This window comes from Saccharibacillus endophyticus (genome assembly GCF_013185185.1).
GTDB lineage: Bacteria > Bacillota > Bacilli > Paenibacillales > Paenibacillaceae > Saccharibacillus > Saccharibacillus endophyticus.
This window is the reverse complement of sequence record NZ_JAAZWE010000005.1, coordinates 24875-41966: the sequence shown is the minus strand read 5'-3', so window position 1 is coordinate 41966 and position 17092 is coordinate 24875. Positions and strand designations below refer to the sequence as shown.

Sequence of the window (17092 nt, the reverse complement as noted above, 5' to 3'; positions counted from 1 at the left end):
TTTCTCGACAAAAAAAGAGACCCCCGAGGAGGTCCCTTTTCTTGTCGAACACGGCGTTTTTCGCCGAATATTTACAGCAATCCTTTGCCTGCGTGCTTGCCTTCGTTCGTCAATCTCGGAATCGCTCCCGGACGGGAGAACGTGAAGTCCGGCGCCGGATTCAGAATCGGCTTCTCGCCCATGGCCTGAGGCTTCGCCACGTATTCGAACTTGCCTTGATCGTCCATCGACGGCCCTTTCGCCCAGCGGCCTTCGGCGCTTTCTTCGCCTTCGGAGAAATTCATGTATTGATGCGCGACTTCCTGCATTTCCAGTTCGCGAGGGAACGAAGCCGGCACGATCGGACCCTCCATCGCTTCGATCTCGGCGATCGCCGCCATCCATTGGTTCTGGTGCATCGTGTCGCGGGCCAGCATGAAGCCCAGCATTTTGCGGATGCCCGGGTCCGTCGTCATTTCGTACAGACGCGCCACCTGAAGACGTCCTTGCGACTCCGCGTTAAGATTGGCGCGGAAGTCGGCGAGCAGGTTGCCGCTGGCCACGATGTATCTGGAGTTCCACGGGAAGCCCGTGCTGTCCGTCGGCGTGGCGCCGAGACCCGACACGATCAGATGCTGCGGGTTCATGCCGCCCAGCGAAGCTTCGATGATCGGATCTTTGGCCGCTTCTTCGAGCTGGTCGACGGGAGCGCCGTCGAGAAGCTGGGCAATCATGGTGCTCAGCATCTCGACGTGGCCGATCTCTTCCGTTCCGATATCGAGCAGCATGTCGCGATACTTTTGATCGGCCCGACAGTTCCAACCTTGGAACAAATACTGCATCATCACGGACATTTCGCCGTATTGGCCGCCCAATACTTCCTGAAGCTTTTTGGCATAAATCGGGTCCGGCTTCTCCGGCTTGGCATGGTACTGCAGTTCCTTCATGTGAATAAACATCTTCATTCCTCCTCGTTGGATAGGTTTCGATTTCTGGCTGTTCGGACTTGTAGACAATCGAATTTAACGAACGAAGCTGACAAAATGATGCATATATGGAATTTCGTGATCGCCGTTTCCGATACTGATTTACCCCGTCTCCGTAGTGCGAAACTTTTTTGCTTGCGGCAAGGGATACGGAACTTTAGCTAGAAGTAAAAGAACAGGAAAAGAAAATGCGCGTCGCGCAAGGGACGAACCTACCGGCCGAGATTGTTTTTAGGCAAGCAAAAGATTTTTGGTATCGCAACGTTCCGAACCCGCGCGGCCGCTATTCCGGAAAGGGGAGCAACATGGAGAGCCTGACAAAAAGAAGTTTTACGGCGAAAGAGATCGAAAATATCGCGCAGGCGGCTTTCGGATGCGGCTGCGCGCACTCCGAAGAGCTGAGCGAAGGATGGGCGAATTCGGCGTACGCGCTGGAACTGGAGGACGGCCGTTCGGCGGTGCTCAAAGCCGCGGCCGAATCGGAAGAAGGGCGCATGCGCTGCGAGCGGGGATTGATGCGGACCGAAGTGGAAGTCATCCGCCGGGTCGAATCGCTCGGCACGGTGCCGGTTCCCGAAATTTATGCGCATGATGCGTCAAAAACGATCGTCCCGTGCGAATATTTCCTGATGGAAAAATTGGAGGGCGCTTCCTACGACAAAATCCAAGGCGAGCTGCCGCAAACTCAGCGGGATGCGATCGACCGGGAATTGGGGAGTTATTTCCGTCGGATCCATTCGGTAACGGGGAAGGAATTCGGTTATTACCTGCCCAACGCCGCCAACTCGACCGCCTGGGACGACGCTTTTATCGCATTGATGAGAGACGTTATGCGGGACGGGCAAGATGCCGGAATAACCCTGCCGATGGATGATGCGACGTTGGAGCGGCATTTGGAGCTTCACCGGAACGCGCTGCGCGAGGTGAAGACGCCGAGGCTGATCCATTGGGATTCGTGGGCAGGCAACGTGTTCGTCAAAAACGGCCGAGCCGAAAGCCTGATCGACTTCGAGCGCGCGCTCTGGGCCGATCCGCTGATGGAATACGGCTTCGGCAAATTCGGGTACTCGGCCGCTTTCGGGCAGGGCTATGCGGAAGAGGATGCGCGAATGAATGCCGATGCCGAAGAAGGCGGAGTCGCTTCGCGGACCGCAAGCTTGCCGGAGGGCAGCGAACGCTCGCAAAAGATCCGCAGGGCGCTGTATCCGCTGTATCTTGACCTGGTCATGCGCGTGGAATGCCATTACCGGGGTTTCGGCGAAGAGCATACGCAGTGGGCGCACCAAAACCTTCAGGACGGTTGGGAACGTTTTTTGACGGCGACGCGAGATTGTTAGAAGATAAACGGGCAGGGTTTTTTATTCAAAAAAAACGCAAACGGAGGCGAATGAACGAATGGACTATCGGAGACTTGGCGGGACAGGGCTTAAAGTAAGCGAAATCAGTTTGGGCAGTTGGCTGACGTACGGCGGATATGTGGAACGCGAAAACGCGGTCAACTCGATCCATGCGGCATATGACGAAGGCATTAACTTTTTCGATACGGCCAACGTGTACGAGCGCGGCGAAGCGGAGAAAGTCGTCGGCGAAGCGCTGAAGCGTTATCCGCGCGAATCGTATGTGCTGGCGACCAAAGTATTCGGCAAAATGGGCGACGGTCCCAATGATTCGGGTTTGTCGCGCAAGCATATCGTGGAGCAGTGCAATGCCAGTTTGTCGCGGTTGGGTCATGATTATATCGATCTCTATTATTGCCACCGCCACCATGCGGAGACTCCGGTCTACGAGACGCTTCGCGCGCTCGACGATCTGGTGCGCCAAGGCAAAGTCCTGTATGTCGGCGTGAGCCAGTGGACCGCGGCGCAGATCGAAGAAGCGCTCGGCACGGCGGACCGTTATCTGCTGGACCGGATCGTGGTCAATCAGCCGGTCTACAATATGTTCGACCGTTACATCGAGCAGGAGATCATTCCTCTCGGCGAACGCAAAGGCGTCGGCCAGGTCGTCTATTCGCCGCTTGCGCAAGGCTTGCTGACCGGGAAGTACAAACCGGGCGCGGCCGCGCCGCAGGACAGCCGCGCGGCCAAGCTGGGCTGGAGCGAAGAAAAGCTCAATCAGGAGCGGATCGCCAAAGTCGGAGAGCTGTCGAAGATCGCGGACGAACTGGGCATCAAAGTGAGCCAACTGGCGATTGCCTGGATTCTGCGTCAGCCGAACGTGGCCAGCGCGCTTGTCGGCGCAAGCCGTCCGGAGCAGGTCAAGGAAAATGCTTCCGCTTCGGGAATCAAGCTGGATGCGGGCGTGCTTGAGCGCATTGAGGAGATTTTAGTGTAAGAGTGAAGACTCCGGCTACGTTTGGCTTTCTCGACAGATTGACTGCATACCAACTAGCAATTATAGAGGTTGTATCAAGCGCCGATCGCGAACGATGCGATCGGTGCTTTTCGGCGTGAATAAGGTTCGAAAAATTTTGTTGTAAAATGCGGCTGATCGCTATTATTTGTTGGCGCTTATTTCACGATATATTGGATTGTAAGTATTATGATGTATTGGGGATACGACAAATGGCGACCGAGCCGAATCGACAAATGACTTTCCAACCTTCGTCCCTGGCCCGAATGAACGTATGGCACGACGCGGCCCTGAACGCCGTTTATCTGCTCGGCAGTTTGCTTTTTTTGGCGGGAGAAATGCAAACGGGCAGCCTGCTTTTTATCGCCGGTAACGCGGCCGCCTTGCTGCGGCTGTTCGCGTCCCGGGTCCGGCATTTTCAACCGGGAATGCTGCATGAAGTTTTGCCGCTGCTGCTTTATTTGGCCGGATCGTGCTTTTACTATGTGCGGGATGTTCCGACGGGAACTTTTCTTTTCATTGCAGGCAGCGTGTACGCGCTGGCGACTCGGATCGTACCCGCTGTCCGCAAACGCGAGAGCGGTAAGCTCGCGGCTTTGATCCCGCTTGCTTTGTCCCTGCTCGGCTGCTTCTTTTTCTTGAGCAGCGTGCGGATCTTCGGCACTTTGCTGTTCATCGTCAGCAATGCGATACTGCTGCATCGGTCGCTGCACCTGCTGGAAGAAGCGTATTCGGCGGCATCGCCCGATGATGGGCTTTCCGAAGAAATAGATTCCGGATTGCAGGATGCGCCGGATTGGGTAACCTTGCCCGCTATAGAGACGATGGTTCAACTCCACCAATAATAGAAAAATGCGTCAAGCATGCCGAATCGTTTTTCCGGCATGCTTTTTTGGTTCCGCATTCGGCCTTGCATATGTCAGCAAAGTCTTAAGAACCTGAAGAATCGTTTAAATTTCCCGCAACTGCGTTGCTTAGACAGGTGCTCAATAGGTATAATGGGCGTTGTGCCGAAAAGGCGGACGGGGACTTGCCGCACGCGCCCCGCTTGCGTTTTTGCTTGAAGTTCGTGATTTGTAAAAGGTAAATCTCGCAATCGCAGCTCTGCGTACCCGCCTCAGGCGGACCTGCGGGACCAAGAGAGGAAGGGAAGACGTGCTTTTCAATTCGTACGAGTTTATTTTCGTGTATCTGCCGGTCGTGTTTATCGGCTACTTTCTGCTGAATCGTTTCAAGTTCTATAACACGGCAAAAATCTGGATGGCGCTGGCCTCGCTGTTTTTCTACGCGTATGAGGACACCCGCTACCTGCCGCTGATTCTCGGTTCGATCGCCTTCAACTATCTGGTCGGACGCGGACTCAGCCATATCAACTCGGACGGCGTGAACCATAAGGGACGCTGGTTGTTGATCCTTGGCGTGGTCGGCGACGTAGGTCTGCTGGCTTACTACAAATACGCCGATTTCTTTATCGAAAACTATAACGGGCTGCTCGGCCAAGACGTCTCGCTGTTACATATCGTGCTTCCGCTCGGGATCAGCTTCTTCACGTTCACGCAGCTCGCCTATCTGGTCGACGCGTATCGCGGAAAGGTGAAAGAGTACAATATCGCGAACTATGTGCTGTTCGTGACGTTCTTCCCTCACTTGATCGCCGGACCGATCCTGCATCACAAAGAAATGATGCCGCAGTTCGACGATCCGGACGGCAAACGCGCGCGCGCGGACAATATTTCGCGCGGTATCTTCATTTTCTGCATCGGCCTGTTCAAAAAAGTCGTGATCGCGGATCTGCTCGCTCCGATCGCCACGGCCGGATTCGACAGCGGACAGTCTCTGCATTTCGTGGAAGCCTGGACGACGTCGCTCGCGTATACCGGCCAGCTGTACTTCGACTTCAGCGCCTACTCGGATATGGCGATCGGCCTCGGCCTGATGTTCAACATCAAGCTGCCGATCAACTTCAATTCGCCGTACAAAGGCACAAGCATCAAAGATTTCTGGGCAAGATGGCATATGACGCTGAGCCGCTTCCTGAAAGATTACATCTACATTCCGCTGGGCGGCAACCGCAAAGGCACGACCCGGACCTATATCAACCTGTTCCTGACCTTCCTGATCGGCGGATTCTGGCACGGGGCGGGCTGGACGTTCATTATCTGGGGCGCGATGCACGGCGCGGCACAGGTCGTTCAGCGTCTGTGGCAGCTAACGGGCATCAAGATGAACAAGTACGTAGGCTGGTTCATCACGTTCAACTTCGTCAACATCGCCTGGGTATTTTTCCGTGCGGAACATTGGTCGGACGGCGTTCGCATTCTCAAAGGCATGTTCGGCATGAGCGGAGTCATCATCCCTCCGGATCTGTTGACCGCCGGTCTTCCGATCGTGGTCGTGTCGCTGCTGATCGCGTTCTTCGCCCGCAACTCGATCCAAATGACGGAGAACTTCAAGCCGACTCTGGGCCGCGCGGTGTTTGCCGGCGCCATCTTCGTCGTCTCGCTTCTGTATTTCAACCAAATCAGCGAATTCCTCTACTTCAATTTCTGAAATAAGGGTTCGGTTCGTCATGGGGGAAGGTTATGGATAACAAGGGTTATCGCAAGTTTTTGGTCAAATTCACCGCCAGCACGCTTGTGTTCGCGCTGCTGGTCGGGTTGTTCATGTATATTGTCGATCCGCTTCAGCTGTACCGCAAATCGACGTTCTACGCGCCGCTGTATTCGTCGCAGGAGCGTTACCAGAACGCGGGCCTGGCCCACAGTTACGAATACGACACCATCATTCTCGGCAGCTCGATGACGCAGAACTTCGTTCCGTCGCACGTGGAGAGCGTGATGGGCGGCGAGGTCATGAAGCTGTCGATCGAAGGTTCTACCGCCATGGAGCAGCATGCCGTCGGCCAAGTCGCGCTGGATACCGGACAGGTCAAGCGCGTGCTGTGGGGCCTCGACTACTTCGCCATGCGTCAAGACGTCGATGCGGAGTCGGAAAATATGCCGATGTACATGTACGACCATAATCCGTTCAACGATTACGAGTACCTGTTCAACATCTCCAACATCAAGCATGCCTGGAACGCGCTGACCACGCCGGAAAGCGAATCCAAAGCGTTCCGGAATCTCGACACGCTGCGCAACTGGGACAAGTCGGCCAAGTACAGCCAAAAGGCCGTGCTGGAGACTTGGGAAAAAGCGCGCACCAAAGAGATCGGCTACGGCAAAAACGAGTTTTCGCTCGACAACGTCAAAGCCGTTTTCGACAAATACGTGCTGAGCTTGGTCAAAGAATACCCGGAAACGGAGTTCACCTTCTACTATCCGCCGTACACGATCCTGCGTCAGCAGGTCTGGGCGGAAACGAATCCGGTACGGGCCGAGAACCAGTACGCGATGAAAAAATACATGTTCGAGCAGTTCAGCCAGTACCCGAACGTCAAGGTTTACGACTTCCAGGAAGACTCGTCGATCACGTACGATCTGGCTCAGTATAAGGATCTGTCCCACCACAGCCAGGCGATCAACGAATTGATTATCCGCGAGATTGCCGAAGGCAAGAATCGGGTGACGGCCGAAAACGTGGACGCCTTTAACGAGGAGCTGGAAAGCCAGCTTGCGCATTTGGCGGTCGACATGGACAGCGGAGCGTTCAGTTTGTTCGTGTACATCGATGGACAAGAAGCGGAATTCAGCGTGCCCGCACAGGTTCGCGAAGGCCGGATTCTCGTTCCGATCAAGGAACTGTCCGCGGCTCTCGGCGTGGAGTTCGGCTTCGACGGCACAAGCGTCGTCAAGCTTCGAAAAGGCGATACCACGGCAATCTTGACCAAAGGCAGTACGGAGATGGTCGTGCAGACCGGAGACGATGCGGCGAATGCCGAAACGGTCGATCTCGGCTACGCGATGCAAAATCTCAGCGGCAGCATGATGGTAACGATCGAGCCGATTGCCGACATATTTGCGGAGTCGTTCGAAGTGACCGAACCGCAGCAGTATCTCAAAGAAATTCATATGGAGACTCAAGCGTCGGAATAATGCGGACGAGCCGAATCGGTTTCGACTTTAAATCCGCGCAGGGTCAACAAAGAGCGGCAAGACGGGATTTGCTCCCGACTTGCCGCTCTTTTCGTATCGCATTCGCGGGTACTTTGACCAAGTCCGTCCGATGCGCTTTGCATCCAAGGGATCGGCGTCAGCGATTCTGCGGTTCGTCGGCCTGACTTTCGTCGCCCGGATTGAACATCGGCGGCAAGGAGAGCAGCGAAGCCAATTGACGGAAGTGCTGTTGGTTATTCAGCTCTTGCGACAGCTTCCAGCATTCGCGAACATGGGCAGCCGAGTAATCGCGCCTTCCGCGATGATGGTGGTAGACGGCCAAGTGATAGTGCAAGCTGGCGAACGTGCTGCGTACGACGGAAGACGGATAATAGTTGTCCGGCCGCTGCTCCAGATAATGATCAAGCGGTCGGTAACGCTCGGACAGCAAATCGTCAACGTCCGCGCCGTGCCGATTCGCCGCGCGCACGAGATTGACCAGACAGAGCAGGGCTTCGTTCGGATACTCGTCCATATAAGCGGCGTATTGAGGCAGGACGGAGAAGTTGCCAAGCATAAGTTCCAAATCCAGGGTATTGCCGAGCGCGAAAATTTTGAAGGTGGCAACCTCCTTCCGTCCTTCGTCGTCCATGACTGCAAAATCGCTCAAGTCTGCGTACTTTTCACCGTAAGGACGAGCTTCTTCATAGCGTTCCTGCTCGATCAACGACAAGTGCTTATGAAGCAGCGCACTCCCGTAGTAGAACACCAGGTGCTTGAACGGCATCGGCTTGAGTTCGTTCGCCGACTCTTCGAAATTCGGATCGCGCATCTCGTCGTAACGTTTCGAAGCCGCTTCGAAAAGCTCGTCCGCCAGCACTTCCATCTCGGCGTATTTGCCCAGTTCGTAGTAAAGGTTGCCGAGACGAAGCAGCGCGTCGAGTTTCAGCCAGACAGGCAGGAGGCCGCGAAACGGTTCGAACTGCACGGCGGCTTTCAGATTTTCTTCTCCGTCTTCGCTCAATCGGGCACGGAACAGGCGATACTGACTGACGGACAAGCGTACGGAATGCTGATGTTTTTCATGTTCGACCACAATCTCGTAGAACGGAACGGCTTGCGCGAACTTCCCGGACATGAACAGGGACTCGGCCGTCTCGAACACGAACGGTACATATTTGAGATCTTCCAGCAGTCTTTCGAGCACATGACGCACCAGATCGGTCCTGCCCAGTTCGGAGCAGGCAAGCAGAAACGGCTCGATGCGTCGTCGGTTAGGCTTGCCGTCATAAAAGCATTCGCCTACATATTCGTCGAACAGCCAACCGGGCGGCATGTTTAAAGCTTCCGTGATGGTTGCCAGCTGATGAAACGATACAGGCTTGGGCGGCGTGCTGTTCAAGATTGCGCTGAACACGCCGCGGTTGATCCCGGATTTTTCGCTTAACGTTGAAAAGTTATGTCCTTGCGCCGCCATTTCTTTTTCGATGGCCGAGCGCAGTTTGAATGATTTTTCCATGCTGCACCTCTCAGAGGTCGGGCGGATCGGACTGCTCGTTATACATCAGCGTAAGCGAAGCGAGCAGACGAAACATCCGGTGATTATTCAATTGATGGGACAGTTCCCAACTTTGAAGTGCCGCCTGAAGCGACTCTTCGATTCGACCGCGGCCGAAATGATAGATCGATAACTGATACAGCAGACGGGCAAAGCGATTGCGTCCGACCTGCTTGGAATACATGCTGCCTTGCGTCTCGAGCAGACGCTGCAGATCGATCGGAAAACGCGGCAAATATTCATCCACGGAAATTCGGTAAGCATTCGCCGTCTTAAGCAAGACGATCAACCCCGGTACCCGCTCTTGAGGGTGAATCTCCAGCAGATCGACATACTCGGGAAGGACTTCCAACTCTCCGCCTAACAAGCGGCATCCGATCCGGTTTGCATGAGCGAACAGAGCCAGATCGGCAAGCTTCTCCTTGTTGGCGGAATCCGTTCCTGCCAGCCAGGACAAATCTTCGTACCGCGCCGAATAAGCTTCGGCTTCCTTGAACTCGCCCTTCTCGCAAAGCGCGATCTGCTTCATCACGTATCCCTGGCTGTAGTAGGCCAAGACCGGCCGGGCAAGCTCGCGATCCGGAGCAAACGGTTTGGTCGGGGCTTGGTCTTTCGATCCGAACAACCGCAGGCACAGGGAAATCAATTCGTCCGCGACCGTATTCAGTTCCTCCGCATCCATCCGGTTGAAGCAAAGACTGCCCATAACCGTTAAGGCTTCCAGCTTCAGCTCATCCGGCAAGTTATTGCGGTAAGGCGAGAAAGCATTGAGCACGCGAGAATTGTTTTCTTCGTCCTCATTCAAGCGCAATAAAAAAAGACGATAGCGACAAACGGCATTTTCCACGGAGTGGCGATCGCCGTTATGAATCAGCAGGTATTCATATAAACGTATGGTTAACGGATTGGTTTCTTCTTTATTTTCGCGTTCGGCAATCCGGAAGATCACCGGCAGGTATCGGGGCTCTCCGTCGAGCCTGCGCAGCACCTCTTCGATGCAGGCCGGATGCCCGAGTTCGACGCAGCGTTCCAGGAACGGTTCGATCCGGCTTCGATTCGGTCGCCCGCCCAAAAAACATTCGTCGATATACAAATCAAAAAAGGCGTCTTCCGGCAAAGCGAGCGCCTTCGTAATGTTCGTTAAATGATGGAATGATATCGGGCTTTGCCTGGAGCTTCCTCCGACGAAGATCAGACTTAGCGATCCTCGGGGAATGCCCGATTTTTCCGATAAAACGGAAAAATTATATCCTCGTTTACGCATATTCTGTTTGATGGCCGAGCGGAGTGGACTGGAGATCTGCATGTAGGGCACCTCGGTCAGAAAGATGAAAAAGCCAACCCCGACGGGTGGCGGGCGGTAAATCGAATCGTGCGCGCAACGAAATAGGCAACATAACGCCGCGGCATACAGGTCTACCGCAATTGATTCATTATAAGCCCCGATAGTGAAACGTTTGTAACATATCTTTAATATCTATTCGCAAAATCCCCAAAGCACGATGAATTTGTCGGAATGCGCAATAAAATCCCTATACCTATAAAACTGGTAAGGGAGTGGTTTTTTTGAGATTAAGTATAGCACTTTTAAGAAAGGGGTGGGCAGAATGGGAAATGGAGGAGGGGATTAGTTCGTAGAGTCGTCGTACATATTATAAAACGCGGTTAAGGATGCCAGCAGCCTGAAGTGTTGTTGGTTGTTGACTGTCTGAGACATTTTCCAGCATTTTATGGCCGTGTTCAATGATTTTGGGACTTGGCCTGCATTAAAGTGGTAAATGGCTAGGTGATAAAGCAAAAATGATAAATTGTTTCGTCTAGCAATCTCGGTGTAGTATCCGTCCGGGTTTTCGAGCAGATCATACAACCGGTGTTCGAAGCGTTCCAAAAAGTGATCAATCGCAAAGTTAAACATATTAGCAGATTCCACGATGGTAATCAGTCCGGGAATCAGCTCTTCGGGATGTTCTTCCAAAAAAGCAACGTAGGATGAGAGCACCGTCATGTTTCCTTGGAGAAGTTCAAAGTTCCAAACGTTTGCTTGCGCAAAAATAACGAATTTTTTGATCTCTAGTTGAGCGAGTTTGCTTCCGTCGTCAAACCATTGCAATTGACCATAATTTTCACAATAAGTTTGAGCCTCTTTATATTTTTTCCACCCTTCCAAGCAGCATTGTTTGGCTAAATAAGCTCTTCCGTAATAAACGACCGGATGTCGATCCAGTTTGGATTCATAATGAGCGATAGCTTTAAAATTAGGTGAATCTCGAGTGCCGAAAAGGTGAACGCAATCTTTGATAAGTTCTTCTGCACATATCCATAATTCTTCAAATCGCTTTTGGTCATAGAGAATGTTAACGGCATTGATTGCGGCGTCTAAGCTTAGATGAATAGGTAAACGAGATCGATAAGGCAAAAAACGATATAGAAGTTCAAGGTTAAGGTCATTGTCCAGAGAAATTCCCAAGCGGAAAATTCGATAATGACAAGTTGAAATCAAAACCTGCGAGACTTCTGTTTTTACCGAAACGATCCATTGGTATAAAAGTAAAGCGGCCTCGCTTTTTTGCTTCGTGTTCAGCTCTTCCGCAATGACGAAAATAATAGGTATGTAATAAGCATTGTCTTCAAGCCGTTCTATCGCATGCTTCAGATGATGATTCAATCCAAGTTCTCCGCAGCGCTGCAATACTTTTTCGATCCGACTTCGATTGAAATTTTCTTTAGTGAAATACTCTTGAATGTAAAGGCCAAAAAAATGATCCTCGGGGTAACCCAGCGCTAAAGTGATTTTGACTAAATGGTCGAAGGAAATTGGTTTGGGGTCTTTTTTTCTGAAAATTAAACTTAAGGTGCTGCGCGGAAGACCCGATTCGGTCGCAAATTGCGAAATAGAGGAGTATCTGTTCAGGATTTCTTGTTTTAGAGCGAAACGAATTGCTATATCATCTATTCTCATAAAGACCTCCGAAGCAATATTAAAAAAGTGTTACTTAGCCTTTTATGGCTAAGTAACACTTTTTTTGATGCTTTGTACGCATGAATTCTAATTAGCCGCCAGAGCCGTTAGAAAACAGTTGGATCGTAGGAGCGCCACCGGAGCCGTTTGAGGCTGTTTCTGACGATCCTGAAACAGGCGCAGACGTCGAACCTAACACACTAACTAATACAATAAATGAAAGAGCCAGCACTTTAACATATTTACGCATTCAAATACACCGTCCTAATCAAAGTCTCGTATTCTTTAACCTGTTCAGCTGAAGCTTGTTTTCTCATTTCTTCAAATAACGCTACGGATTGCATGGATACTGTTCTATTATTCAGTTTAATGGATAAGTCCAACGCCTGTAAAGTAAAGTCAATCGCATTCTTTTTTTCTTGATTTCTAAAATTATATAAAGCCAACTGATAATATAAATTCGCTTGTCTATTTAAGCTGAATGAAGAGTTATAATAATTATTTTTGCTACCATCCATAACGACCGACAAAAATTTATTCAGGATTTTTTCGATTTTGAAATCGTGTTTATTCGCAGACTCAAGAATCGTCAAGACGCTAGGAAGAATCTCATGCGGATGTTCTTCAAGAAAAAGCGAATATCTTTCTAAAACTGAAGCATCCCCTTTTAAGATGGTTAAATTAAATTGGTTAGCAACAGCCCAATCTTTAAATTTTTTGACCTCAGTAAGGCCGACTTCATCTAAATTTTCAAACCAACTCAAATCGGAATAACCTTGAATATATTCCATGGCTTTATCGTATTTTTCTTGATGCTCTAATGCATTGCCTTTTTGCAAATATCCTTGACCGTAATAAACAACCAAGTGGCGATCCGTTTTTAAAAACTCATGGTTTGCTTTGAACTTCTTGTGATGTACTCTATTTTCATAGATATGTTTTGAAAAAAGGCGAAGTTCATCTGCGTAAAACTCAACCTCACTCCACCTGCCTAGATTAAAATAAACGTTCGTCAATTGAAGTAGACCATCGAGCCTATGATGATCCGGCAGTTTCCCGCAGTAAGATTCGAAACGAAGCGCTGCTCGAAGGTTTTGTTCATTATCTTCCCCGATCGATGCCCGGAACAATCTATAATGACTGATAGCCAAACGCTCCGAATGGTGGTACTTCTCATTCTCCACCACGCACTCGTAAAACACCAACGATTCTTTAACTTTTCCCGAGGTGAACAGATTCTCCGCAATGTCGAAGATCATCGAGACGTGCTTGAGGTCTTCGAGCAGGCGGGATAGCACTTCGCGGATGCAGTCGGTCTTGCCCAGTTCGGCGCAGCGGATCAGGAAGGGCTCGACGCGGCGGCGGTTGGGCTTGCCGTCGTAGAAGCACTCCTCGATATAAAGGTCAAACATCCAGCCTTCCGGATAGCCGAATGCCCGGGTGATGGCTTCCATCTGGTTCAGCGAGATCGGCTTCGGAGGGCTTCCGTTCAGGATTGCACTGAAAATGCCGCGGTTGATGCCGGATAATTCGCCGAAGCTTGAAAAGTTCATGCCGAGTTCCGTGATGCCTTTTTCGATTTCCGAACGGAGAGTCATTGTCGTTTCCATAATCTGCACCTCGCTCACGCTGCTAAATTCCATTCAAATTTTAGCATCTCATATAATTCTTTTAATACTAGTAATTTACAATATACAGTAACGAATGAATAAAGGTCAATCGCTTTGGGCTTGGGAAAAACAGGCAGGTAAAATCAGAGAATAAAACGTTACCATTTAGGATTTTTAAGGCTTTTTCTTATGTGCTGTGCAAGGTTGAATTGTGCGTTAAGTTATATATCGGAAGAGAACAAGCGGATATGATAGTAATTTCGGGATATTGAGAATATAAGTATTTACGCAGGCGCCGCAAGCGATTTTCGCGCAAAAACCGGCATTCTTTCTATACAGACGAAATTCGATCGGAAAATGTTCGGGTTATTCGCATACTTTTCTCGCAATCATCGATATGCAGGCGAAACTTGGGTTACATATAAGAATTGAAAGCTTGCATCTGACGGTCCGGTTGCATTTTTGCGTCCGGGAAGCGAAAATAGGTGGAAAGCGGCACAGCCGCGCATTGGAATGCCTTCTATAATAAGTAAGACCTTGTCAAGGTAATAGGAAGGGGCGAATGGCTTGGCGAAAAGGCTGGAAGGAAAACGTATTGCGATTACCGGTCCGCGCAAAGCGGAAGAGTTGAGCAGCATCGTGCATAAAATGGGAGGAGTCGCGCTGATTCGGCCGGCTCAAGGAACGGTATTTCTGGATGAACCCGAACTCGGCGGTGGAATCTCGGAATGGATTCGTCTCAAGCCGGAATGGTCCATTTTGACAACGGGCATGGGCTTGGAAGCTCTGATCAATACGGCGCAGGAGATGGAACTGGAAGAGAACTTTATCGAATCCATCGCGCATTCAAAGATCGCGGCTCGCGGGTATAAGACAGTGAACGCTTTGAAAAAACGAGGGCTGACTTCGCTTGTGCGCGATGACGACGGCAGTACGGAAGGACTGCTGCGTCAAATGGAGGAATACGATTTTACCGGCAAAAATGTAGTCGTTCAGCTTCACGGCGATCCTGCTCCGCATCTGGTGTCGTGGTTGGAGGAACGCGGAGCGACGGTGCGAACCGTATTGCCTTACAAGCATATTGCGCCTCCGGAAGAACAGTTGCAGCAGCTGCTGGACGATATTTTGGAACGCCGCGTCGATGCGGTCACGTTCACAAGCGGACCTCAAGTGCGCTTCCTGATCGGGCATGCGGCCGAACGCGGACTGGAAGAGGCGCTGCGGGCTTCTTTCGAAGACGAGGTGGTCGCCGTGGCGGTGGGTAAAGTAACCGCGCAGTCGATCCGCGAGGAGGGCATTGAGCGCGTCGTAGCCCCGAAAGAAGAACGCATGGGCAGTATGATGGTCGAATTGGCCAAATATTATGCAGCTTCATCCGCCGGAGAATCTTCGGAAGAGTCGGAGTCCCTGTAGTCGGTATGTACACGAGCAAGGCAGAGCAAGCGAAAATATTCCATTTGAAAACGGAGGAATCGTTCATGAGTGATCTGTTGAAAAAGGCGTTGTCGCTAGGAATCGGCCTGACTGTGGCAAGCAAGGAAAAGGTGGAGAAAGTCGTCGACGATCTCGTGAAAAAAGGCGAAATCGCGCCGTCCGAATCCAAAGCCGTCGTGAACAAATTGATCGAACGCGGAGAAGAAGAACGCAATACGATCAAAAACATGGTGCAGGAGCAGGTTCGTCGGGTGCTTCAAGATCTGGACGTTCCCGCGGGCAGCGACGTGGCGAGCCTGGAGCAGCGCATTTCGGTATTGGAACAGCGCATCGCGGAACTCGAAGGCAACAAGCCTGCCGTAACGGCGGACCCGGCCGCAGAAACGAATACGTACCGTCCGGGCGCATCCGGGGAAACGACGGCGGAGTAAGATGGCTGTCCATATCCGCCATGCCGGCCGCTACCGGGAGATTGCGGTCGCATTGATCCGGCACGGCTTCGGGTACATGGTCGAGGAGATGGGACTTACGCGCGTGCTGCGCATGCCGATCGGCTGGATCAGGAGCGAGAGGCCGGAAACGAAAACGTTAGGCGAGCGTATCCGGTTGGTCATGGAGGCGTTAGGACCGACTTTCATCAAATTGGGACAGCTTGCGAGCACGCGCGCGGATCTGCTTCCGCCGGGCGTGATCAAGGAGCTGTCCAAGCTGCAAGACGACGTGCCCCCTTTCGATGCGGAAGAAGCGCGCCGCATCGTCGAGCTGGAGCTGGGGAGTTCGATCGAAGAAGTGATGAGCGACTTTTCCGAGCAGCCGATCGCGGCCGCTTCCATCGGGCAGGTGCACAGTGCAAGGCTGGTCGACGGCGGGCAGCGCGTAGCGGTCAAAGTCCAGCGTCCCGGCGTCAAAAAACAGGTCATGCGGGATTTGGAAATTTTGCATGACCTGGTGTCGTTGGGCGAAAAGCGTTGGGAATGGGTGACGCGTTACCAGGTTCCCCAGCTTGTCGACGAGTTTTCGCGCTCCATGGAAGCCGAGATGGATTACACGGCGGAAGCGCGCAACATGGAGCGAATCGCCAAACAGTTCGTTCAAGATCCGCATATTCACGTGCCCGAGGTGTTTTGGGACTTCACGTCCGAACGCATGCTGACGATGTCTTTCGTCGAAGGCGTCAAGCCGACCGACCGCAATTATTTGGAGCAGCGCGGATACGACGTCAAGGAGATCGCTTCGCGAATCGTCAACGCCGTGCTGAACCAGATCTTTATCGGCGGCTTTTTCCACGCGGACCCTCACCCGGGCAATCTGATGATCATGAAGGACGGCTCAATCACGTTTCTGGATTTCGGCATGGTCGGGCGGCTCAGTCCGGATATGCGGGAATATCTGTCTTCGCTGGTCATCGCGCTCATGCGCCAGGACACGCCGGCCATGGTGCGGTCGATCGAGCGCATGGGCATGATTCCGGACGAAACCGACGTCGGCGCGCTCAAGCGCGATTTGGAACGGCTGCGGGAGCGGTATTACGACGTCGCTTTTTCCGATGTCAATCTGGGTCAGGTCATCAACGACTTCTTCTCCACGGCCCGGCAGCACGGAATCGGCATTCCGCCGGATCTGTTGATGCTCGGCAAAGCGCTGATCACGACGGAAGGCATGGTGGAGCGTCTTGATCCGACGTTAAGCATCGTGACGCTGGCCGAACCTTTCGGACGCAAGCTGGCGCGGGAAAAGTTCGGACCCGACCGGCTGCGCCGCAAAACGGTCAGCGGCGCGCTGGGATTGGCGGATTCGTTGGCGAATTTGCCGGATCGGCTGCGTCATCTGACTTCGTTTATCAGCGGTGGACGGGTTCGTGTAGAGGTGGAAGTTCCGGAACTGAGAAAAGCTTCGCGCGGCGTCGATCGTCTGGTCAACCGCCTGGCGTTCAGCATTGTGCTGCTCGCGTTCAGCATCGTGATGGCGGGACTCGTCGTCGGGGCTTCTTTGGCGCAAAAAGAGACCATGATCTGGAATTATCCGATCATCGAAACGGGCCTCGTGGTCGCGGTGCTGATGGTGGTTCTGCTGTTTTATTCCATTTTCAAATCCGGCAGGTTTTAGTATGATGACCACAGCATTTTGATGAAACATTTCCTGCAAATTTTCGAAAAAGGCAGGATTAAGGAAGCCGGGTG

At 52.1% G+C, this 17092-nt stretch carries 13 protein-coding genes; 8 read left to right on the top strand and 5 right to left on the bottom strand.

Annotated elements, in window-relative coordinates; all coding sequences use genetic code 11:
* Nucleotides 1-71: 71 nt before the first annotated feature.
* On the bottom strand, nt 72-938 hold the full coding sequence (locus tag HRQ63_RS17700; RefSeq protein ID WP_172246256.1) for a manganese catalase: 867 nt from the start codon (nt 936-938) through the stop codon (nt 72-74).
* 332 nt (nt 939-1270) lie between these two features.
* Between HRQ63_RS17700 and HRQ63_RS17695 the strand changes: the two genes are divergently transcribed.
* From HRQ63_RS17695 to HRQ63_RS17675, 5 genes are all read left to right on the top strand, one after another.
* Complete coding sequence (locus tag HRQ63_RS17695) at nt 1271-2302, top strand: phosphotransferase family protein (RefSeq protein ID WP_172246254.1); 1032 nt, start codon at nt 1271-1273, stop codon at nt 2300-2302.
* Between the two features lie 58 nt (nt 2303-2360).
* On the top strand, nt 2361-3299 hold the full coding sequence (locus tag HRQ63_RS17690; protein ID WP_172246252.1) for an aldo/keto reductase family protein: 939 nt from the start codon (nt 2361-2363) through the stop codon (nt 3297-3299).
* A 230-nt stretch (nt 3300-3529) separates the two neighbouring features.
* Nucleotides 3530-4162 carry a hypothetical protein gene (locus HRQ63_RS17685; protein WP_172246250.1) on the top strand — a complete coding sequence of 211 codons (633 nt, stop codon included), beginning with the start codon at nt 3530-3532 and terminating at the stop codon, nt 4160-4162.
* A gap of 310 nt (nt 4163-4472) precedes the next feature.
* Nucleotides 4473-5867 (top strand): MBOAT family O-acyltransferase, encoded by a 1395-nt coding sequence (locus HRQ63_RS17680; protein ID WP_172246248.1) that lies wholly within the window; start codon nt 4473-4475, stop codon nt 5865-5867.
* 32 nt (nt 5868-5899) lie between these two features.
* Nucleotides 5900-7351 carry a stalk domain-containing protein gene (locus HRQ63_RS17675; RefSeq protein WP_172246246.1) on the top strand — a complete coding sequence of 484 codons (1452 nt, stop codon included), beginning with the start codon at nt 5900-5902 and terminating at the stop codon, nt 7349-7351.
* A gap of 157 nt (nt 7352-7508) precedes the next feature.
* Here the strand turns inward: HRQ63_RS17675 and HRQ63_RS17670 are convergent, their stop codons facing one another.
* From HRQ63_RS17670 to HRQ63_RS17655, 4 genes are all read right to left on the bottom strand, one after another.
* On the bottom strand, nt 7509-8870 hold the full coding sequence (locus tag HRQ63_RS17670; RefSeq protein ID WP_172246244.1) for a helix-turn-helix domain-containing protein: 1362 nt from the start codon (nt 8868-8870) through the stop codon (nt 7509-7511).
* A gap of 10 nt (nt 8871-8880) precedes the next feature.
* A complete protein-coding gene (locus HRQ63_RS17665; protein WP_172246242.1) occupies nt 8881-10026 on the bottom strand; it encodes a hypothetical protein in 1146 nt (381 codons plus the stop codon).
* 510 nt (nt 10027-10536) lie between these two features.
* Nucleotides 10537-11868, bottom strand: a complete 1332-nt coding sequence (locus HRQ63_RS17660) for a helix-turn-helix domain-containing protein (RefSeq protein ID WP_172246240.1) — start codon at nt 11866-11868, stop codon at nt 10537-10539.
* A 242-nt stretch (nt 11869-12110) separates the two neighbouring features.
* Nucleotides 12111-13478, bottom strand: coding sequence for a DNA-binding protein (locus HRQ63_RS17655; RefSeq protein ID WP_172246238.1), 1368 nt, complete (start codon nt 13476-13478; stop codon nt 12111-12113).
* A 567-nt stretch (nt 13479-14045) separates the two neighbouring features.
* Between HRQ63_RS17655 and HRQ63_RS17650 the strand changes: the two genes are divergently transcribed.
* The 3 genes from HRQ63_RS17650 (at nt 14046) to HRQ63_RS17640 (ending at nt 17018) form a co-directional block, all read left to right on the top strand.
* On the top strand, nt 14046-14891 hold the full coding sequence (locus tag HRQ63_RS17650; RefSeq protein WP_172246236.1) for a uroporphyrinogen-III synthase: 846 nt from the start codon (nt 14046-14048) through the stop codon (nt 14889-14891).
* 65 nt (nt 14892-14956) lie between these two features.
* On the top strand, nt 14957-15343 hold the full coding sequence (locus HRQ63_RS17645) for a phasin family protein (RefSeq protein ID WP_172246234.1): 387 nt from the start codon (nt 14957-14959) through the stop codon (nt 15341-15343).
* 1 nt (nt 15344) lies between these two features.
* Nucleotides 15345-17018, top strand: coding sequence for an ABC1 kinase family protein (locus HRQ63_RS17640; protein WP_172246232.1), 1674 nt, complete (start codon nt 15345-15347; stop codon nt 17016-17018).
* Nucleotides 17019-17092 lie beyond the last annotated feature (74 nt).